This window comes from Rhodococcus sp. MTM3W5.2 (assembly GCF_001984015.1).
In the GTDB taxonomy this organism is placed as follows: Bacteria; Actinomycetota; Actinomycetes; order Mycobacteriales; family Mycobacteriaceae; genus Rhodococcus_G; species Rhodococcus_G oryzae.
This window is the reverse complement of sequence record NZ_CP019572.1, coordinates 835,643-855,637: the sequence shown is the minus strand read 5'-3', so window position 1 is coordinate 855,637 and position 19,995 is coordinate 835,643. Positions and strand designations below refer to the sequence as shown.

The window sequence follows — 19,995 nt, the reverse complement described above, 5'->3', positions numbered from 1 at the left end:
CTACATCGTCGCCGCTACTGCTCCGGCGGATAGTAGGGATGCGCGACCGTCGGCGGCAGGGTCGCGATGGCCGAGATCCGCTTCAGGCCCGCGACCTGCAGCAGGTCCACCGTCAGCGAGCGGATCTGCGCGAACACCACGGTCGCGGACACGCCCGCGTTCTCCACCAGTTCGGCCTTCGCCCCGGACGCCACCGAGCGCAGCACCCGGGCCGCGTCGGCCTGGTCGGGTTTTTCGCCTGGATCGGCCAGCATCATCCGGCGCAGCACCTCCAGCGCCTGCGCGAGCTTCTCCACCTCGTCGACCAACCGCGGATCGAGGATCTCGTCGTCGCGGACCAGCGTCAGCGATCGTCGCGCGAGCACCCGGATGTTGCGCATCGCGTTGTCGATCGGATCGGCGGTGGCGCTCAACCGCGCGAGGCGTTCGCGCGAGTTCCAGTACAGCGGCGACACCCGGCTGATCTCCCTGCCACCGATCAGGTTGGAGCGAAGCCCGTCGATCGCCGACTGGGTGTCGCGGGCCTTCTGCAGCGCCTTGACGATCGGTTCCGGGTCGTTCTCGACCAGCCCGTCCGCCACCAGCTGCAGCACCTCCCCCGCGGTGCCGAGGATCGCGGCGGCGTGCTGCCGCGCCCGCAGCACCGGATGGGTCGGCACGAACGCGACGACGAGGATCCCGACCAGGCCACCGATGAGGGCGTCGATCATCCGGTCGGGCCCGCCGCCACGTTCGGGCGGGATGAGCGTCGCGACCAGCACCGCGGAGGTGCCGGCCTGCATGGAGATGATCGGCCCGCCGTCGAGGAAGATCGCCGTCGACATGGCCAGCATCACCACGAGCACGATCTGCCAGGCGCCGGTGCCGATCTGGGAGATCAGCAGGTCGCCGATCCCGATGCCGACGGTGACGCCCGCGAGCAGCTCCACCGACCGCCGCAGCCGCGCCCCGAGGGACAGGCCAAGCGAGACGACGGCCGCGATCGGCGCGAAGAACGGATTCGGGTGGTGGATCAGGTCATTGGCGATCCACCAGGCGAGTCCGGCGGCGAGCGCGCACTGCAGGACGGGAAACGCCGATCCGCGCAGCCGTTTGACCGAGGCCCTCAGTCGAGCGCGGCCCCGGTCGGCGGTGAAGAATTGAGGGCTAGCCGAGGCCAAGTGCTTCGGCGGCCCTTGGGTCGCAGTCCTCGAGCAGGTCCAGGCAGCGGGCGTGCTCGTCGGATTCGCCGATCGCGTTGGCGGCCTTGGCCAGTACCGCGACGCAGCGCAGGAACCCGCGGTTCGGCTCGTGGCTGTACGGCACCGGACCGAAACCCTTCCAGCCGTTGCGTCGCAGCTGGTCGAGCCCGCGGTGGTAGCCGGTGCGCGCGTACGCGTAGGCGGTGATCGTCTGGTCGTCCGCGAGTGCGGCCTCGGCCAGGTAGGCCCACGCGATGGACGCCGTCGGATGGTCGGCCGCAACCTGCTTGGGGTCCGCCTTGTTCAGGAGTTCGGACTCCGCGTCGTCGTCTCCGGGCAGCAGGGTGGGCTGGGGGCCGAGCAGGTCACCGAAAGAGGTCATGCCGACCATTGTGCCCCGACCACCGGTCGCTCGATAGGCTGCCCACAGTCACGAACAGGAATGGCGAACGAGAGGGCGGACGTGTCGGACCCCAAGAACCCGGAACCCAAGGACTCTGCCGCCCAGAGCGCGGAACCCGGCAGCGACCGGGCAGCGACCGGCGCGGACGCTCAGGACACCGGAAACGCCTCGGTGACAACGCCGGAGACGACGGACGCCGAGGCACAGGAGAACACCGAGGCCGAGACCCCCGCCACCGAACCCGACGTCGCAGGCGATGCCGCCGGCGAGGCGGAGGCGGAGGCGGAGGCGGAGGCGGAGGCGGAGGCGGACGAGCATGCGGCCGACGACACGCCGGACACCGACACGCCGGACACCGACACGACGGACGAGGTCGCATCGGAATCGGCGGAGCACACCGAGAAGGCCGAGGACCCCGCGCCGGTCGAGACCGTGACCGACGCGAAGTCCGAGCTCGAAACAGAGCCGGAGCCAGAGGCAGAGGCCGCGACGGACGTCGAGTCCAAGCCGGAGCCCGAGCCCGAGCTCGAGCCCGACCCTGAGGCGAACGCCGAGCCCGACGCCGAGGCGGCGACAGACGTCGAGTCCAAGGTGGAGGCCGAGCCCGAGGCCGAGCCCGAATCGGACGCCGAGGCCCAGGTCGAGGACGTCCGCGCACCGGCCGAGCCCGAGCCGACGGACACCGACACCGATGAGGACGAATTCGCCGCGGTCACCGTCCCTGTGGAGCGGTCGGGCGCGGCATGGAAGCCGCAGGCTCCGACGGCCGCACCGCGAAAGGTCGTGCCCGCAGGCGCCCCGCCCGCGCCCACCGCTGCCCCGAAGTCCGCGCCTGCGGCCGCGGCCGGGACCCCGATGACGCCACCGTCGCCCTCCCGAGGGCCACGCCGCCGCCTGCCACCCCCGACGACGCCACCGTCGCCCTCCCGAGGGTCACACCGCCGCCCGCGCGGCCCGCCGCCGTGGTGCCCCCGACCCAGGTCTCGCGCCCCAAGGCCGCGCCGGCCAAGGTCGGTCCCGGCCGGCCCGCACCGACCGTCCGGCCGCCCGCGGGTGCCTCTCCCGTCGCCGCGCCGCCGCGCCCGGCACCTCCTGTCGCGGGCCCCGCGAAGATTCCCGCCCCGGAGCCCGCGTCGACCGGCAAGAAGCGATGGCCGATCCTCGTCACCGTCGGTGTCGTGCTGGCCGCCGCTGCGGGCGGGGCCTACCTGCTCACCTCGACGGTCAGCAGCAACTCGGCGGAGGACCAGGTCAAGACCGCGATCAACACCTTTGTCGACGCGATCGAGGGCGGCGATCTCGCGACCCTGCGGACGATCTCCTGCGGCGACCTGGCGTCGTACTACGCCCAGATCCCCGACGCCGAGTTCGCCGACGTGTACCGGGTGGCGGTCGACCAGCGGTCGATCCCCGTCGTCGAGAGCATCGACACGGTCTCGATCACCGACGACACCGCGATCGCCCAGGCCACCGTCCACACCGGCGCGGCCCCGAACGAGAGCTCGGCGCGCTCGTTCAACCTGCAGCGCGACGGCGACGCGTGGAAGGTCTGCTGACCTAGCCCGGAAACGACGAAAGTGCAGCTACCGGGGCATCGGCCGAGAGGCCGAGCCGGTAGCTGCACTTTCGTGCGAGCAAACTAGCTGCCGGAGACGGAGCGCCCGGCGGACTTGAGGTCGTTGCAGGCCTCGATGACGCGAGCGGTCATGCCTGCCTCGGCCTTCTTGAGGTAGCTGCGCGGGTCGTAGACCTTCTTGTTGCCGACCTCGCCGTCGATCTTGAGGACGCCGTCGTAGTTGGCGAACAGGTGTCCGGCGATCGGGCGGGTGAACGCGTACTGGGTGTCGGTGTCGACGTTCATCTTCACGACGCCGAAGTTCAGCGAGTCCTCGATCTCCGACTTCAGCGAGCCCGAGCCGCCGTGGAAGACGAAGTCGAACGGCTGCGAGCCTGCGGCAAGGCCGAGCTTCGCGGCCGCGACCTTCTGGCCCTCCTCGAGCACGGCGGGCTTGAGCTTGACGTTGCCCGGCTTGTAGACGCCGTGCACGTTGCCGAAGGTGGCGGCCAGCAGGTACTTGCCGTTCTCGCCGACACCGAGCGCGTCGACGGTCTTCTCGAAGTCCTCGCTGGAGGTGTAGAGCTTGTCGTTGATCTCGGCCTCGACGCCGTCCTCCTCGCCGCCGACGACGCCGATCTCCACCTCGAGGATGATCTTCGCGGCCGCCGAGAGCTTGAGCAGCTCCTTGGCGATCTCCAGGTTCTCGTCGATCGGGATGGCCGAGCCGTCCCACATGTGCGACTGGAACAGCGGGTTCTGGCCCGCGTTGACGCGCTCCTGCGAGATCGCGAGCAGCGGGCGCACGAAGCCGTCGAGCTTGTCCTTGGGGCAGTGGTCGGTGTGCAGCGCGATGGTCACGTCGTACTTCGCGGCGATGACGTGCGCGAACTCGGCCAGCGCGACGGCGCCGGTGACCATGTCCTTGACGCCGAGGCCGGAACCGAACTCCGCGCCGCCGGTCGAGAACTGGATGATGCCGTCACTGCCCGCGTCCGCGAAGCCCTTGATGGCGGCGTTGATGGTCTCGGAAGAGGTGCAGTTGATGGCGGGGAAGGCAAAGGAGTGCTCCTTGGCCCGACCGAGCATCTCGGCGTAGACCTCGGGAGTTGCGATCGGCACGGAACTGACCTCCATTTAAAGAGTCGAGGGGGCGCATCCCTTGATGTCAGGGGCGCCGGGGGTACATGCAGTATTGCAAACCCCGCCCCATGTCCTCTCCCACTCCTTGCCCGCACCGCCCTCCACCGACCTCACGGTTGCCGGCGCGACGGCGTGCGTTCACCCGGTCCCGACTGCGGCGTGGGGCGCGGGCGGTGAGCCCGGCTCCGATCGCCGGTACTCTGGGCCGCGTGATTGTGCAGGCAGCCTCGGAGTCCGTGACCAACTTGGCGTTGTTGCCGGGCTTCCTGGACCCGGTGAACCTATTGAATTCCTTCGGGACGTGGATGCTCGTCGGTCTGCTGCTGGTGGTCTTCATCGAGTCCGGGCTGCTGTTCCCCCTGCTGCCCGGCGATTCACTGCTCTTCACCGCCGGTCTCATCGCCGCGTCCAAGTCCACCGAGGTGGAACCGTTCGCTCCGTTGTGGGTGCTGATGGTGACCATTCCGATCGCCGCGATCCTCGGCGACCAGGTCGGCTACTTCATCGGCTCGAAGGGCGGCGCCGCGTTGTTCAAGTCGAACGACGCGAAGTTCTTCAAGAAGAGTTACATCGACGAGTCGCACGCCTTCTTCGAGAAGCACGGCCCGATCACCATCTTCCTGGCCCGATTCGTGCCGATCGTGCGCACCTTCGCTCCGCTGGTCGCGGGCGCGTCGAAGATGAAGTACTCGGTGTTCCTGACCTACAACATCGTCGGCGGCATCGTGTGGGGCGCGGGCGTCACGCTGCTCGGCTACCTGCTCGGACAGATCGCGTTCATCCGCGACAACGTCGACCTGATCTTCATCCTGATCGTGTTCGTGTCGGTGGTCCCGATCATCATCGAGATCGGCAAGCGTCTGCTGGCCTCGCGCCGCGCGCCCGCACCGGTGGCCGAGGCCCCCGTGCCCCAAGACGACCCGACGCCGTAGGTCGATGACGCTCGCCGCCGGCAGTTTTGCGCCACTTGAAACCGCCGGTCCGGCGGTGGTGTGGCTGATCGTTCTCACCTTCGTCTTCCTCGAGTGCGCCGTCATCATCGGCCTGTTCCTGCCCGGCGACTCCCTGCTGATCACGGCGGGCATCGTGCTTGCCGGACACTCCTCGGGCTCAGTCCACGTGTGGGCGCTGTCCGCTGGGGCCGCCGTCGCCGCCATCGCGGGCAACCAGGTCGGCTATCGGATCGGCCTGCGTACCGGGCACCACCTGGTGGCACGCCGCGGGGGCCGCTACGTGACGGCCGAGAACCTGCACAAGGTCAATGTCCTGTTGGACCGGCACGGCTTCCTGTCGGTTCTGGTGGCGCGTTGGATTCCGTTCGTCCGGACCCTGTGCCCGCTGGTCGCGGGCGCTGCGGGGATGAACCACCGCATGTACACGGTGGCGAGCAGCCTGGGGGCCCTCGCGTGGGCCCCGGTGCTGCTGCTGATCGGTTTCTACGCGGGCGAGTTCCTCCAGCGCGTCCCGTGGCTGATGCCTGCGGTGCTCGCGGTGATGGTGGTGTGCCTGATCGTCGGCACGGTGCTCGGCATCCGGCATTACCGGCAGGAGATGGCGAAGCCGCCCGTCGACTACACCGTCGACTGACAGCACCACTGCTTGACCTCAATTGAACTTCAGGTTTGAGGATGGTCCTCAGGACACAGGCCCCAGCGCCCCCGAGAGACCGGAGACAAGCCATGAGCGTCGTCAGGAACCCCCACTCGCTGCCGCGGATCACCCGTTCCGGTGCCGGCATCGTCAATGCCAGCATCTGGGATGTCGGCACTCCCGAGCGACAGCGGGCAGCGGTCGACGCGATCGCCGCGGCCTGGGAGCGGCGCGACTGGCCCGACGAGAACCTGCTGTCCTACAGCGCCTACACCGGCGATGACGGCCGGACGTTGTTCCACTACTCGCAGTGGGCCGACGAGGAGAGCTATCGGATCTGGCTGAGGGGAGCGCGGAGCGACACGGTCGCGGAGATCGACGCAGCGGTGCCCGGAATCGAGCGGCTCTGGCTGCACACGTACCAGCTGTACCGGAACAGGGGCGGCTCCGCAGGGGACGCCGGCCGGGTGCCGGGCGCGATCATCGTCATCGACATCGAGTTCGACGGCCCCGACCCCGCGCGGCAGCGGGCCTGGGTGGACGGCGTCTTCGAGGCGCTGGAGAGCGACCCGGCCCCGGCTCCCGGCGGGATCTCCGGGCACTTCCACGTCAGCGTCGACGGGACCCGGGTGCTCAACTACGCCGAGTGGGAGAGCGCGCAGGCGCACATCGATGCCCTCGCCGGGGGCGAGGGCATCGGCTCGGCGACGCCCGAGTGGCACCGGGTACAGAGCTTTCCCGGTGTCACCGGCATCGGCATGAAGCGGTACGCGCCCGCACTGAGCCTCAGCGGCGTCGCCGTGGGGGCGTGATCCGACAGCTCAGTGCCCGTGATCGCCGGGCTCCCACGCGGGCAACGGATCCGGGTAGTCGACCCACGACCGCGGGCCCGCGGCCAACTCGTCGTCGGTCAGCAGGGCGGTGTCGAGGATCCGTTTCGGCGCGTGCACGTCCAGGCGGACACCGATGAACACGAGCTCCTGCCCCGGCGGCACCTCGGCGCTCGACCACAGCTGCGCGGGCTCGATCGTCAGGTTCGGCCCCGCCTGCGACCAGATCGCCGCGACCTCGGGCCTGCTGGCGATCCAGCAGAATCCCTTGCTGCGCAGCAACCCCTTCAGCTCGGCGAGAGCAACCTCGAGTCGCGCGGGGTGGAACGGCCGGTCGGCCCGGTAGGTGACGCTGCGGATGCCGTACTCCTCGGTCTCCGGGGTGTGCCCACCGGCCAGCTCGTCGTCCCAGCCGGGAGCCCGGGCGGCGAGTTCGGGGTCGTAGAGGCCGGTCTCGAGGACCTCGTCGAGGTCGACGACGCCTGCCACCGTGCGCAGCAGTCGCGCGGACGGGTTCAGCCTGCGGAGCGTCGCCTCCACCGTCCCGGCACCCTTTTCGCTGACGAGGTCGGTCTTGGTGAGCAGCAGGACGTCGGCGAATTCGACCTGGTCGACGAGCAGGTCCGAGATGGTGCGTTCGTCACCGTCCCCGGCGACCTCGCCGCGGTCGGCGAGGCGCTGGCCGCGGGTGAGCTCACCGAGGAAGGTCGACGCGTCGACGACGGTGACCATCGTGTCGAGCTGCGCGACCTGGCTCAGGCTGAACCCGTCCTCGAACTCCCAGTCGAAGGTCGCGGCGACCGGCATCGGCTCGGAGATGCCGGTCGATTCGATGATCAGCTGGTCAAACCGACCGTCGCGGGCCAGCGCCCCGACAGCCTCGATGAGGTCCTCGCGCAGCGTGCAGCAGATGCAGCCGTTGGTCAGCTCGACCAGCTTCTCCTCGGTCCGGTCGAGGTGCCCCTGGCCGGCGACCAGGGCGGCGTCGATGTTGATCTCGCTCATGTCGTTGACGATCACCGCGACGCGGCGCCCGTCGCGATTGGCGAGCACATGGTTGAGCAGGGTCGTCTTGCCAGCGCCGAGGAATCCGGACAGGACCGTGACGGGCAGCTTCTTTGTCGGGGCTGAAGTCATGCCTTAATGATAATGGTTACCATTTGCGGCTTCGCCACCTGTGCGCGTGTTGCACCCCGATGGGGGTACAAATCACGCACGGTCGCCGGGCCCCGGCGTACCTTCACAGGACATAGGCGCCCCGCAGGACCAGACGAAGGACGGCGGTCATGTCCGAATTCCCTCCGATCGCCGACTACGCCTTCCTGTCCGACTGCCAGACGTCGGCCCTGATCGCACCCGATGGCACGGTGGAGTGGCTGTGCATTCCCCGGCCGGACGCCCCCAGCGTGTTCGGCGCGCTCCTCGACCGGTCCGCGGGGTCCTTCCGGTTCGCCCCGTCGCACGTCCAGACGCCCTCGCAGCGTCGCTACCTACCGGGATCGATGGTCCTCGAGACGACCTGGTGCCTGCCAACAGGAACCCTGGTGGTGCGCGACGCGCTGGTGATGGGCCCCTGGAACGGCACCACCCGGTCGGACGAGTACCGGCGGCCACCGGCGGATCATGTCGCTCAGGACATGTTGCTGCGCACCGCGGAATGCATCGAGGGCAGCGTCGAGATCACCGTCAACTGCATGCCGCTCTTCGAGTACGGCAGGTCGACCGGCGCGTGGACCTACTCGGGCGAGGGCTACGAGAGCGCGACCTGCTCCGGAGGCGAACTCACGCTGACGCTGACGAGCAACCTCCGGCTCACCTTCGGCTCGGCGCGGGCGGGCACGAGGACCGAGTTGTCCGCTGGGGATACCGCTTTCGTCGCGCTCTCCTGGAACGGACTTTCCGTCACGAGCCTCGAGGAGGCCACCGGCCTGCTCGACGGGACCGACCGGATGTGGCGCGACTGGATCAGAAAGGGCGACTTTCCCGACCACCGGTGGCGCCCCTACCTCGAACGCAGCGCCCTCACCCTCAAGGGCCTCACCTACGCCCCTCAGGTGCCCTGATGGCGGCCGCGACCACATCGCTTCCGGAAACCCCTGGCGGAGAAAGGAACTGGGACTACCGCTACACGTGGGTGCGGGACTCGGCGTTCATGCTGCACGCCCTGTTCGAACTCGGCTACGACTGGGTGGCCTTCGAGTACTTCGCGTTCCTGATCGACGCGGCGGCGAGCGGCCCGATGCAGATCATGTACGGACTCGGCGGCGAACGAGACCTGACCGAGCACACGCTCGATCACCTGTCCGGCTATGACGGCGCCCACCCGGTCCGGATCGGCAACGGCGCATGGAACCAACGCCAGCACGACATGTGGGGGATGCTCATCGAGTCGGTCGCGACCCACGTCAGGCACGCCAGCCAGCTCGGTCCTCCCGCGTGGGCCCTGGTCACCCAGCTGGTCGACAGTGCGATCGACGTCTACCGCAAGCCCGATCGGGGTATCTGGGAGGTCCGGGGCGAACCCCGGCACTTCACCGCATCGAAGGTCATGTGCTGGGTGGCGGCCGACCGCGGCGCATCCATGGCCGCGGATCGCGGGGCGGGCGAGCTCGCGGACAGATGGCGGCAGGCGGCCGATGAGATCCATGCCGACGTGTGCGCCAACGGGGTCGACGCCAGAGGGGTGTTCGTTCAGCACTACGACACCACCGCCCTCGACGCCGCCACCCTGCTGATCCCGATCATGGGTTTCCTTCCCCCGGAAGATGATCGGGTCCGTGCCACGGTGCTGACGATCGCAGACGAACTGACCACCGATGGGCTCGTGCTGCGCTACCGGACAGAGGAGACGGACGACGGTCTCTCGGGAGAGGAGGGCACGTTCACGATCTGCTCGTTCTGGCTGGTGTCCGCTCTCGCGATGATCGGCGAGGTCGACCGGGCCCAGATGCTGTGCGAGAAGCTGCTCTCCTTCGCCAGCCCCCTGCACCTCTACGCCGAGGAGATCGAGTCCTCGAGCGGCAGGCATCTGGGCAACTTCCCGCAGGCGTTCACCCACCTCGCGCTCATCGACGCCGTCACCAGCGTGATCAAGGCCGGGGGCTGACGACGGGGACCTAGATCGCTCCCGACGCCACGTACGCGGCCTCCATCAACATCCAGCCGCCGAGCTGCACCGAGAAATCCCGCTCGGCGATGTCGGATGACCGCACGGTGCCGCCGGTGAAGGTGGCGATCCCGTCGCCAAGGCCGGGCAGGTGAGCCGGAGCCGTCCAGTCACGCCCGAACAGCGGCAGTCCCTCGACCTGGAGGCGGTTCTCCCACGCGACCTCCGCGGAGTCCAGCACGATCTGCGCCGCGGTCCGGCGGGCTCGCACGTCGGCCGCGCGATCGCCGGGCAACTCGGCAGCGACCAGCGCCAGGTAGCGCGCGAGGATCCCGTTGAACAGGCCGCCGTCCCCTCCCCCGCCGCCGACGATCAGGCCGTCCTCGGTGAGCCGCTTGTCGATGGCATCGACCAGCGCGTGCACCCGGTGCCGGTGCCGGGGCGCCCCGAGCCGCACCGCGAGTTCGGTCTCGGTCCCCAGCGCCACGCCCTGGCAGTAGCTGTAGATCTCGCGGTCGAGCTCCCCAGGGGAGTCCGCGTCGTCAGTCCTGATGCCGTCAAACATCAGGCCTGTGAACGGGTCCCGGAGTTTCTCGTCCATCCAGTCCGCGATGGCCTGCGCCCGCCACAGCCGTCCGGTCCGGGCCAGCATGATCGCCGCGGGACCGTTCGCCGGCGTGTTGTAGAAGTTGGACCTCTTGCACCACGGGATGCCGCCGCCCTGGTCAGGGGCCCACGCATCGAAGAGCTGGGATTCCAGGTCCTGGATGGCGTTCCGATAGTCGAGGTGGTGAAGTCGCTGCGCACGCTCGAGTGCGATCCCGAGCCAGGCCATGTCGTCGTAGTAGTTGTTCGTCCATCCGCCGATGTTCCGGACCCGATGTGCCCGAGCAATTTTCGTGATGCGACGGCGACGCTTGGGGGTGGGATCGCGCAGTGCCGCATCCACGACGCAGTCGAGGAGGTGCGCCTGCCACCAGTAGTGCCAGCTGAAGAAGAGCCGTTCGCGACGCACCGGCGGCCAGGCCACCACGCCGAGGGCGGTGCCGGGCAGGGCCCACAACCGGCGCACGTGCCGGGAGACCATGGCTTCCTCGGCGGCGTCGGCGCGCTCGGCCCACTGATGCTGCATAACAAACGATCTTGCCTATATATGTGACGAATCGCTACCAGGCACGCCCCAGGTCGGCGTGCTGGCGAATCCACGCGTGCATCGCGATACCCGCGGCGACCCCCGCGTTGATGCTCCGGGTGGATCCGAACTGGGCGATCGAGACGGTCATCTCCGCCGACCGTTTCGCGTGGTCGGTGACGCCGGGGCCCTCCTGCCCGAACAGCAGGATGCACTCGCGCGGCAGGCTCGCGGTCTCCAGCGGCACCGAGCCCGGCGTGTTGTCCACCGCCACCACGGCCAGGTCGCTGCGGGCCGCGTACTCGAACAGCGTCTCCACGTCGGGGTGGTGGACGATGTGCTGGTACCGGTCGGTCACCATGGCCCCGCGGCGATTCCAGCGACGCCTGCCGACGATGTGCACCGAGGCCGCGGCGAAGGCGTTGGCCGTGCGGACCACCGTGCCGATGTTCGAGTCGTGGCCGAAGTTCTCGATCGCGACGTGGAACGGATGCCGCCTGCTGTCGATGTCCGCGACGATCGCCTCGCGGGTCCAGTACCGATACGCGTCCACCACATTGCGCCGGTCACCCAGCGCGAGCAGCTCCTGGTCGTACCGGGGATCCGTCGGCAGCGGGCCGTCCCGCTCGGTGTCCCATGGCCCCACCCCGTTGGGGTGCTCTCCCCATTCGGTCGGGCCGGATTCGTCGTCGGTCATCGCCGTGTCCGCATCTGTCAGAACGTGTCGTTGGAGTCGGTCGCGATTCGGAACCCGTGCCCGGTGTCGTCCTTGACGCAGGTCACGCCCTTCGCCTCGGATTTGCAGGTGAACCCGAACGAGCTCACCTTGTCCCCGACCGGGAGCACGGAGTCCGCCGCCGAGACGCCGGAGGTGTAGACGGGACCGCCGGAGCACAGGAACTCCCCGGGCCGTTGCCCGTCACCCTGATTCCGTTACCCCAGTTCACCATGCAGTTCTCCGGCCTGGCCGGGATCGGGTGGTGGCGCCCTGGCAGCCGGCCTCGGTCCGGGTGGGCAGAGAGATGATGCCGCACTCGAAGCCACCCGTCGGCGAGCTGAAGTAGACCGCCTCGTTGCGCGCGTACTCGACCGCGGTGGTCGAGGGCGGCGCGCTGGTGGTGGTGGTCGTCGTCGTGGGCGGCACGGTGGTGGTGGTCGTCGGCGCGAGGGTGGTGGTCGGCGCGGAGGCGGTGGTCGTGGGCACCGCGAGACTGATCGGCGGTGCCTGACCGGCCTCGGAGGTGCCGCAGGCGGCAGCTCCGAACACCGCCGCGACCCCGAACACCGCTGCTACAACCCGACCTGAACGCACACGCACACCCTTCATCGACAGTCGCCACAGAACTCTAGTGGCCGACGGTCCGAGGTCGCCGAGGGCAAGGGATCGGGTGTCGGGGCCCCGGCCCGGCGACCCCCTAACTGTGGCTGATCCGCCGGTTGATCTCCCTGGTCAGCCAGGCCGGGGAGAACCGCGCCGCCATCATCATCGCGCTCGCCTGGTGACCCACCGGGTAGTGCACCTTCGCCAGCATCCGGTGCGAGCGCCTGGTCGCCTTGACGACGACCTTCGCGACGTCGGTCGCGGTCAGCTTGATACCGAGCGAGTCGGCGGTGCGCATGTCGAGGTTCCCCGTCATCGCGGTGTTCACGAACAGCGGCCAGACGGCGAGCACCCGAATGCGGTGCCGCCGCCACTCCAGTTCCAGTGCCTCCGTGAGGCCCCGGATGGCGAACTTGGTGGCGCTGTAGGTGGCGAGCTCGGGCTGGCCGTAGATCGCCGAGGCCGAACACAGGTTGACCAGCTGCGAACCGGGCGTCGCCTGCAGGTAGGGGAAGGCTGCCCGGCTGCCGAGCACGACGCCGCCGACGTTGATGTCGACCATCCGCCGATGCTCGGCGAGCGACATCTCCTCGAACCGGCCCGAGGAGAGCACCCCCGCGTTGTTCACCAGGATGTCGAGGCGGTGCGAGGCCACCTCCGCGAACTCGGCGAGCCGCGCATCCCACTGCTCGGGGTCGGTGACGTCCAGCACCCCGGTCGAGACCTCGCCGCCACCCGCGCGGATCTCCCGCGCGAGGTCCGCGAGACCGGTCTCGTCGATGTCGAAGGCACCGACGAGGTATCCGGCCCTCGCGAACTCCAACGCGGTCGCCCTGCCGATCCCGGCCGCCGCACCCGTGATGACCACTGTCTGCTTCGCCATGTCGGCCAGGGTAGGCGGTGCGCCTACCCTGGGGAGTGGAGGATCCGATGTTTCACGAGCGCATCGTCCGCACGGTGCTGACCATCACCGTCGGCTACCTGATCGTCATGGCGATCTGGCTGGGCTGGCTCGTCCAGCACACACCGCCGGGCACCGTCCCGTACCAGATCGGCGGGCTGCTGGCCGCGTACGGTTCGGCGCTCGGGCTCGGGATGATGTGGGCCGACCGGCCGACGAGGGCGGACAGGAAGCTGGAGCGGCGGGGCTCGAGGGCTGGGCCAAGATCGAGAGCACGCAGCGGCTCGCCGAGACCGCCGATCACGGACAACTCACCGAGCTGCGGCTCGCACTCACCGTCCCGGGCGAAGAGTCGTATTCGGGCCGGGTGGTCTACGAGGTACCCGCCTCGATGCGCGAGCGCTTCGCGCCAGGCCGGACGGTGCCGATCCGGGTCGACCCCCACAACCGGGACCGGATCGTGCTCTGCCCCTGATCGGTCCGTGGGTTCGACGGCCCGGGCCCTAGTTGGTGCGGTTCTTCCGCCCGAGCGCGAGCATGCCCTCGACCAGGAGGAACTGCGCGGCCGCGTAGCTCGCCAGGACCACGCCCTCGGCGGCCCGGCGGCCCGACTCCGAGCGCACGAACAGTCGCCGCACCACGATCAGGCCATCCGAGCCGGTGAACAGCAGCCCACCGAGCCCGAGCCAGCTCCGCCGGTCCGCGTTCGGCAGCGCCATCCCCGCGGTGGTGGTGGCGCCGGGGGCCAGTGCCGGGTCGGCCGAAAGGGTGGACGTCGTGGCCAGCGCAGCACCGTACGCGGTGAGCGGGGTGGAGACCGTGCGAGCCCTGGCCCGCAGCAGCCCAGCCGCACCGAGCCAGCCCAGCTTCCGCGGGACAACGGCGGGCAGGGTGGGGCGGGCCCCGCGTCGCAGCAACAGCGTCGTGTAGCTGGCCTGCATGACGGCGAACGACGACGCGCCGCGCACCAGCCGGGCATCGTTGTCGGGGTCGATCATGAAGACGTCGCCGACGGTCGCGGCCGCGAGGCCGCCGACGAGCAGCGCGGTGTCGGCGGCGTCGGTCTCGGAGCGCTTGCGCAGAACCCGGACCGCGAGGGACGGCGCGATCAGCGGCTTGGCGATCTGCTGCAGCCGTTCGTTCCCGATGACCGCACCGAGCACGGTGGCTCCGGTCGCGCCGAGGAACACCGCATGCTCGAGCCGCATCTCTACCTCTTTCGGTGACGGTTGACGTGTGGCTCGAGCGTATCGGGTGCTCGATCGGGGTCGGAGCGGCGGCGGCACCGGGCGACATCGGTCCAGCACACGAGCCCGCTCGGCACCGGCGGTTCGCCTTGACGGCGATCACGGTGTCTGCTGCCATGTGATCGAAGGCCTTGATCGCGATCGGATTTCGCCGGTCGGCTCGGCTCACAGGGGGCGTTTCACAGATGGCGATCAAACATGGTGCCCGATCGATGTCGATGCGGCTGGGGGTCCTCGGCGTAGCGCTCGCGGGGGTGCTCGCGATATCGGCGGCGCCGGCCACCGCCGCGCCCGACAGCGGCTCGGCGGCTCCGGCTCTTCCAACAGGAACAGTGGTCGAGCCCGCGATCGATTGCCGACCCAGCAGCGCCCGACCCCGTCCCGTACTGGTCCTGCCCGGATCGGACGGCAGCACCTCGGAGGCGGCGTCCCAGTGGGAGGTGGTCGTCTCGGCGCTACGGCAACAGGGCGCCTGCACCCTGGTGTTCCAGGGCGGGGTCGTCGACGGCCGACGTTGGGCGGGAGACATGGCCGGAGCGGCCCGCCAGCTGGCGCAGTTCGTCGAGAAGGTCAAGGACACCACCGGTGCACCCCAGGTCGACATCGTCGCCCACTCGGCTGGCTCCGTCCCCGCGAACTACTTCGTCAAGGTGCTCGGCGGCGCGCCGGATGTGCACGACATGGTGCTGCTCGCGCCGGAGGCCCGCGGCTGCGACGGCGCGGGCTTCCTGGCCCAGTACGGAATCAAGGACTTGCCGGTCACCCCGGTGCAGGTGCTGGAGGCGCTGCCCTTCCTCGCACCGGCGCTGGCAACGCTGATTCCCGGGATGGCGTCGGCGCTCCAACTGACGCCGGTATCCGACGTCTATCGGACCCTCATGGACGGGCCCATCGCCCAACCCGGCGTCGGCTACGCCGTGATGGCCACGAAGAACGATCAGGTCGCGACGCCGCCCGGCACGTGTTCCTTCATCACCGAGCCCGGCGTCACCAACGTCTTCTTCGAAGACGCCTTTCCTGGCGGCCCCGCCGTGGACCACTCGAGCCTTCGATCAAACCCGAACACGGCGAGCTGGATCGTGGATCAGCTCTATCGGTGACACCGAGCGATGACCGAGCTCCCTCGGCCGGCCCCTATCCTCGAGTGGACGAGCACACGGAGGATCGGCGATCTCAATGACATTCATCAAGATGTGTGGCCTGCGTGACGACGCCACGGTGGACCGCGCCGTGCAGCTCGGCGTCGACGCCGTGGGGTTCGTCTTCGCGCGGAGCCCACGCCAGGTGACCCCGAGGCAGCCGCACAGCTCAGGCAGCGTGTCCCGGATGGCGTCCTCGCGATCGGGGTGTTCACCGGGACCGGGATCGCCGACATCGTCTCCGCGGCGAAGACCGCGGGAATCGACGTCGTGCAGGTGCACGATCTGCGCTCCGCCGACGAGGTCGCGGCCCTGCACGACGCCGGACTCCGGGTCGTGCGGGCGCTGAACACCGGGAGCTCCGGCGATCCGGCGACCGGTTTCGGCGAGGACCTCCTGCTCGTCGACGGTGCCGTCGCCGGGGCGGGAGTCACCTGGGACTGGCAGGACCGGTCCCTGCTGCCGAGCGGTCAATGGATCCTCGCAGGCGGGCTCGACCCCGACAACGTCGCGCACGCGCTGGACGCCAGCGGAGCCTGGGGCGTCGACGTCTCCAGCGGCATCGAGTCGAGTCGGGGCGTCAAGGATCCGGAACTGATGGCGGCCTTCGTGACCGCGGTGCGCGGCCGCGGTTAGCGCCCACTGATCCGGCCGACCCGCCGCCGATCGGAACTAGACTGGACGGTCAGGGGCATGTGTGTCAGTGCCCACCGAGGCGCGCATTGGGGTGGCCGTGAGCCAACTGGATGGGCCCCGTCTCAGCTACACCGACGATGACGGGATTCATCGCGAACTCGCATTGGTCGAGGACTCGCCCCGGGTCACCGTGGGGCGGTCCCGGGAGGCCGATATCGCGTGTGCGTCGGACCACGACGTCGCGCTCCTGCACGCGGCGATCGAGTGGACGGGCACCCACTGGACCATCGTCGACGACGGGCTCTCCCGCACCCGCACGTTCGTCAACGGCGAGCGGCTGAGCGGGCGCAGGCGCCTGCAGGCGGGCGACACCATCGGGATCGGTTCCTCGGTGCTGACCTTCCACGACACAGCTACGAGCTGTGACCCGACGGGGATGGCCGACGCCGTGCCCGCCCACGCCCCGTTGACGCCCGCCCAGCGGGCGATCGTGGTCGAGCTCTGCCGGCCCTTCACAGAGAACGCCGCGGCCTGCAAGCCGGCCTCCAACCAACAGATCGCCGAGCGGCTGTTCGTCAGTGTCGAGACGGTGAAGACCCATCTGCGGACGCTGTTCTCGAAGTTCGGCGTGGAGGATCTGCCACAGAATCGAAAGCGGGCGCGGCTCGCCGAGCGCGCGCTGCAGAGCGGCGTCGTCACCGACCGGGAGCTCTGAGAATCCGCCCCGCGACCCGGCCGCCCGATCGTCACGTACAGACTGCGCGGTTGGTTTCGGGGCCCTGGTCTGTGAGAACATGTCCTCGGCCGACCCGCTGGCGCTTCGACGCCGGGGTCACGGCCGGGGAATGACACATCACACAACGGGGGATTCACATGAGTATTCGTAGCTTTGCCGTGCGCGCGATCGGTGCGGGCACCGTCGCCGCAGCCGCGTTGGTCGGCCTGGCCGGTCCGGCCTCGGCCGCGCCCGCACCGGCGCCCATCCTGCACACCTTCTTCACCGGCCCGCTGCTGCCGGTGCTCGGGCAGAACGCCTTCTGCAACGGCGTCATCGACACCCTCGTCGAGACCGATCCGGCCCGGCCTGGGCTCGCGACGGTGGTGCTCACCTCGCGCGGCATGCACGGGGTCGGCCCGGAGTGGGCGGCGAATCCGGTCTGCCGCATCAAGGCCGACATCGTGTGGGGCCTCGGTGTGTTGGCGGGCCACGCCAAGACCGTCGAGCTCAACTTCGGCGAACGTCCCGGCGAGTCGGTCCGGACCGAGATCAACCCCGGTCCCGGTGTGACCGGACTGACCATCCAGGCCACCTTCATCAATCCCTACGTCAACGAGCTCCGGCCGCAGTACTCGCTGCCGGTCGGGGCGTACGCGATCATCCCCTGATCCGCTGCACCCACTGAACACCACTGAGCGGGGGTTCGGCGGTCAGGTTTCACGCGAAACCGGCCTCCGAGCCCCCGTTCAGCTTGTGAGCGACACGTGACGGGCCGGACCGGCGCAGGCCCGCAGCTGCAGGAAGCGCGGTTCGGTGAGCCCGCGGGACCGCGCGGCAGCCAGCACCTCGGCCGCCACGCGCTCCGCCGCACCGGCATCGATCAGCGCGATGGCCGATCCGCCGAAGCCCCCGCCGGTCATCCGGGATCCGAGCGCGCCCGCCGCGAGCGCCGAGTCCACCGCGCAGTCCAGCTCCGGGCAGGACACCGCGTAGTCGTCGCGTAACGAAACGTGCGACGCCGTCAGCAGGGGCCGAGCTCGCGGTAGCGACCGGAATCCATGAGGGACAACACCTCCCGCACCCGGCCGATCTCCGAGACCACGTGCCCGGCACGGCTCCGCAACACCGGATCGGTCAGCGCGGACACGTCGGTCACGTCACGCAGCGAGGCGCCCAGTGCGGCGGCCGCCTCCTCCACCGATGCCCGGCGCCGCGCGTACTGGCCGTCGACCAACCGGTGCGGGGCGCGGGTGTCGATCACCAGCAGCGCCAGCCCCTCCCCGCCAGGTCGAACGGCACCGGGGTGACGCCGCCGTCCCGCGAATCGACGAGCAGCGCGTGACCGTCCTCGGCGCGCAACGAGACCGCCTGGTCCATGCCGCCGGTGGGGGCCAGCGCGATGTCGTTCTCCGCCCGCACACAGCTGGCGGCCAGCGCGGCGCGGCCTGCGTCGTCGGTCGGCGCCCCGGACAGCTCCGCCAGGGCGAGCGCAAGCGCGCATTCGAGTGCTGCCGAACTGGAGAGGCCAGCACCGATCGGCACCGAGGACTCGACCGCCACGTCCGCGCCGCCGAAATCGCTGTCCAGCAGTCCGTCTCGCCGCATCGCCCACACCACACCCGCGAGGTATGCCGCCCAGTCCTGCGGGTTACCCGGTGCGATCTCGTCGACCCGTCCGGTCCAGGCTCCCAGGTCGGACCCGCACCGCAGCATCCCGTCGCGCCTGCGCCCGACCGCGACGACGGTGCTGTGCGGCAACGCGATCGGCAGCGACAGGCCCTGGGCGTAGTCGACGTGCTCGCCGATGAGGTTCACCCGCCCCGGCGCCGCCCACACGCCCTCCGGGTCCGTGCCGAACTGACCCCGGAACCGATCGATGACGGACGCGGCCAACGCCGAGTCCGATGCGGACTCCACCCATTCGCTCACGGCGCGATCTCCCGAAAGCGCGCCGCGATCCGCTCCGGCGTGGTGTCGCTGACCCAGGCCCCCATCCCCGACTCCGAACCCGCGAGGAACTTCATCCGGTGCGGGGACCGCATCAGCGAGAACAGCTGCAGGTGCAGCCTGCCCAGCGCGCGCTGCTCCCCGACCGGCGCCTGATGCCACCCGGCGATGTACGGAAGCCGTTCCACCCCTTCGAAGAACCGATCCAGGCGGCCCAGGATGTCGAGGTAGACGTGCGCCAGCTCGTCCAGCTCGGCCGCCTCCAACGCGGCAAGATCGGGGACGTCCCGGTGCGGCGCGAGGTGCAGTTCCACCGGCCACCGCGCGGCGGCGGGGACGTAGGCCGTCCAGTGCTCACCTTCGAGCACGACCCGGCTGCCCGCGCGTCGCTCCGCGTCCAGCACGTCACGCAGCAGCGATCGCCCGGTCCGCGCCAGGTGCCGCTCGGACTGCCGCAGCAGCGCGCCGGTGTTCGCGGGCAGCATCGGGTACGCGTAGATCTGGCCGTGCGGGTGCGCCAATGTCACACCGATCTCCTCGCCCCGGTTCTCGAAGCAATAGACCTGCTCGATGCCAGGCAAGGCCGACAGCTCCCTGGTCCGATCGGCAAGCGCGCCGAGCACCGTGCGCACCCGGCCCACCGGCAGCTCCGCGAAGCTGCGGCCGTGGTCGCTGGTGAAGCAGACCACCTCGCAACGGCCGGCCGCGGCCCGCTGCGGCCACAGGGACTCGTCGTCGACGTGGTCGGTCGGCGGCGCCACCGCGCCGGTTGCCAGGGACGGAAATCTGTTCTCGAAGACGGCGACGTCGTAGTCGTCGGCGGGGATCTCCGTCGGCGCACGGCCTGGTCCGCTCGGACACAGCGGACACGCGTCGGCCGCGGGCAGGAAGGTCCGATCCATCCGGTGCGCGGCCATCGTCACCCACTCGCCGGAGAGCACGTCGAAACGCATGGTCGACTCCACCCGGATCGGCGACAGGTCACGGGTGTCGTGTAGTTGCCGGGTCGCCGCCCCGCTCACGTACGGCTCGGAGTCGTCGAAATAGATCAGCTCTCGGCCGTCGGCGAGCGCCGTCGCCGTCCTCCGGATCGTCATCGGATCTGATCCCTGCCCTTCACCCGTGTTTGCCGCCGCACAGATTGTG

General features: G+C 69.7%; 17 protein-coding genes and 5 pseudogenes. 10 read left to right on the top strand and 12 right to left on the bottom strand.

From position 1 onward, the window contains the following. Positions 1–14: 14 nt before the first annotated feature. From BTZ20_RS04035 to BTZ20_RS26555, 3 genes are all read right to left on the bottom strand, one after another. On the bottom strand, positions 15–1,109 hold the full coding sequence (locus BTZ20_RS04035) for an FUSC family protein (protein ID WP_223263884.1): 1,095 nt from the start codon (positions 1,107–1,109) through the stop codon (positions 15–17). Between the two features lie 37 nt (positions 1,110–1,146). Next, positions 1,147–1,563 (bottom strand): DUF3151 domain-containing protein, encoded by a 417-nt coding sequence (locus BTZ20_RS04030; RefSeq protein WP_077043471.1) that lies wholly within the window; start codon positions 1,561–1,563, stop codon positions 1,147–1,149. Positions 1,564–1,733: 170 nt separating this feature from the next. After that, positions 1,734–2,300 (bottom strand): hypothetical protein, encoded by a 567-nt coding sequence (locus BTZ20_RS26555; protein WP_077040466.1) that lies wholly within the window; start codon positions 2,298–2,300, stop codon positions 1,734–1,736. Between the two features lie 27 nt (positions 2,301–2,327). Here BTZ20_RS26555 and BTZ20_RS04020 point away from each other — a divergent pair, with 27 nt between their 5' ends. Then, entirely contained in the window at positions 2,328–3,140 is an 813-nt protein-coding gene (locus BTZ20_RS04020; RefSeq protein ID WP_145982203.1) for a hypothetical protein, read from the top strand. 83 nt (positions 3,141–3,223) lie between these two features. Here the strand turns inward: BTZ20_RS04020 and fbaA are convergent, their stop codons facing one another. Then, positions 3,224–4,261: a class II fructose-bisphosphate aldolase gene (fbaA, locus tag BTZ20_RS04015; RefSeq protein WP_027502545.1), complete on the bottom strand. Its 1,038-nt coding sequence runs from the start codon at positions 4,259–4,261 to the stop codon at positions 3,224–3,226. A gap of 230 nt (positions 4,262–4,491) precedes the next feature. Between fbaA and BTZ20_RS04010 the strand changes: the two genes are divergently transcribed. From BTZ20_RS04010 to BTZ20_RS04000, 3 genes are all read left to right on the top strand, one after another. After that, positions 4,492–5,214, top strand: coding sequence for a VTT domain-containing protein (locus BTZ20_RS04010; protein ID WP_077040464.1), 723 nt, complete (start codon positions 4,492–4,494; stop codon positions 5,212–5,214). Positions 5,215–5,218: 4 nt separating this feature from the next. Beyond that, positions 5,219–5,869: a DedA family protein gene (locus BTZ20_RS04005; RefSeq protein WP_077040463.1), complete on the top strand. Its 651-nt coding sequence runs from the start codon at positions 5,219–5,221 to the stop codon at positions 5,867–5,869. Between the two features lie 92 nt (positions 5,870–5,961). Then, positions 5,962–6,684, top strand: a complete 723-nt coding sequence (locus tag BTZ20_RS04000; protein ID WP_077040462.1) for an antibiotic biosynthesis monooxygenase — start codon at positions 5,962–5,964, stop codon at positions 6,682–6,684. A 9-nt stretch (positions 6,685–6,693) separates the two neighbouring features. On the opposite strand, the gene BTZ20_RS03995 is transcribed toward BTZ20_RS04000, so the two are convergent. Next, positions 6,694–7,839, bottom strand: a complete 1,146-nt coding sequence (locus tag BTZ20_RS03995; RefSeq protein ID WP_077040461.1) for a GTP-binding protein — start codon at positions 7,837–7,839, stop codon at positions 6,694–6,696. Between the two features lie 149 nt (positions 7,840–7,988). Here BTZ20_RS03995 and BTZ20_RS03990 point away from each other — a divergent pair. Next, positions 7,989–9,808 (top strand): annotated as a pseudogene (locus BTZ20_RS03990) (glycoside hydrolase family 15 protein). Positions 9,809–9,818: 10 nt separating this feature from the next. Here BTZ20_RS03990 and BTZ20_RS03985 read toward each other — a convergent pair. From BTZ20_RS03985 to BTZ20_RS03970, 4 genes and pseudogenes are all read right to left on the bottom strand, one after another. Next, positions 9,819–10,940 carry a glycoside hydrolase family 76 protein gene (locus BTZ20_RS03985; RefSeq protein ID WP_077040460.1) on the bottom strand — a complete coding sequence of 374 codons (1,122 nt, stop codon included), beginning with the start codon at positions 10,938–10,940 and terminating at the stop codon, positions 9,819–9,821. 34 nt (positions 10,941–10,974) lie between these two features. After that, positions 10,975–11,637, bottom strand: coding sequence for a TrmH family RNA methyltransferase (locus tag BTZ20_RS03980; RefSeq protein ID WP_077040459.1), 663 nt, complete (start codon positions 11,635–11,637; stop codon positions 10,975–10,977). A gap of 17 nt (positions 11,638–11,654) precedes the next feature. Beyond that, positions 11,655–12,267: pseudogene (locus BTZ20_RS29665) on the bottom strand (hypothetical protein). Between the two features lie 88 nt (positions 12,268–12,355). Further along, positions 12,356–13,144 (bottom strand): SDR family oxidoreductase, encoded by a 789-nt coding sequence (locus BTZ20_RS03970; RefSeq protein ID WP_077040458.1) that lies wholly within the window; start codon positions 13,142–13,144, stop codon positions 12,356–12,358. Between the two features lie 47 nt (positions 13,145–13,191). On the opposite strand from BTZ20_RS03970, the pseudogene BTZ20_RS03965 reads away from it, so the two are divergent. Next, positions 13,192–13,637 (top strand): annotated as a pseudogene (locus BTZ20_RS03965) (hypothetical protein). Positions 13,638–13,665: 28 nt separating this feature from the next. On the opposite strand, the gene BTZ20_RS03960 reads toward BTZ20_RS03965, so the two are convergent. Continuing rightward, a complete protein-coding gene (locus BTZ20_RS03960; protein WP_077040457.1) occupies positions 13,666–14,370 on the bottom strand; it encodes a lysoplasmalogenase in 705 nt (234 codons plus the stop codon). A gap of 251 nt (positions 14,371–14,621) precedes the next feature. Between BTZ20_RS03960 and BTZ20_RS03955 the strand changes: the two genes are divergently transcribed. From BTZ20_RS03955 to BTZ20_RS03940, 4 genes and pseudogenes are all read left to right on the top strand, one after another. Continuing rightward, a complete protein-coding gene (locus BTZ20_RS03955; protein WP_189636585.1) occupies positions 14,622–15,509 on the top strand; it encodes an esterase/lipase family protein in 888 nt (295 codons plus the stop codon). A 76-nt stretch (positions 15,510–15,585) separates the two neighbouring features. Next, positions 15,586–16,184, top strand: a pseudogene (locus BTZ20_RS03950) (phosphoribosylanthranilate isomerase). A 97-nt stretch (positions 16,185–16,281) separates the two neighbouring features. Beyond that, positions 16,282–16,899 carry an FHA domain-containing protein gene (locus BTZ20_RS03945; RefSeq protein WP_077043470.1) on the top strand — a complete coding sequence of 206 codons (618 nt, stop codon included), beginning with the start codon at positions 16,282–16,284 and terminating at the stop codon, positions 16,897–16,899. Between the two features lie 158 nt (positions 16,900–17,057). Next, a complete protein-coding gene (locus BTZ20_RS03940) occupies positions 17,058–17,570 on the top strand; it encodes a hypothetical protein (RefSeq protein ID WP_077040455.1) in 513 nt (170 codons plus the stop codon). 78 nt (positions 17,571–17,648) lie between these two features. Here the strand turns inward: BTZ20_RS03940 and galK are convergent. Together galK and galT are read right to left on the bottom strand one after the other, a co-directional pair. Then, positions 17,649–18,831 (bottom strand): annotated as a pseudogene (gene galK / locus BTZ20_RS03935) (galactokinase). After that, positions 18,828–19,946: a galactose-1-phosphate uridylyltransferase gene (gene galT, locus BTZ20_RS03930; RefSeq protein WP_083742509.1), complete on the bottom strand. Its 1,119-nt coding sequence runs from the start codon at positions 19,944–19,946 to the stop codon at positions 18,828–18,830. Before galT ends, galK begins: the two are co-directional and overlap by 4 nt. Positions 19,947–19,995 lie beyond the last annotated feature (49 nt).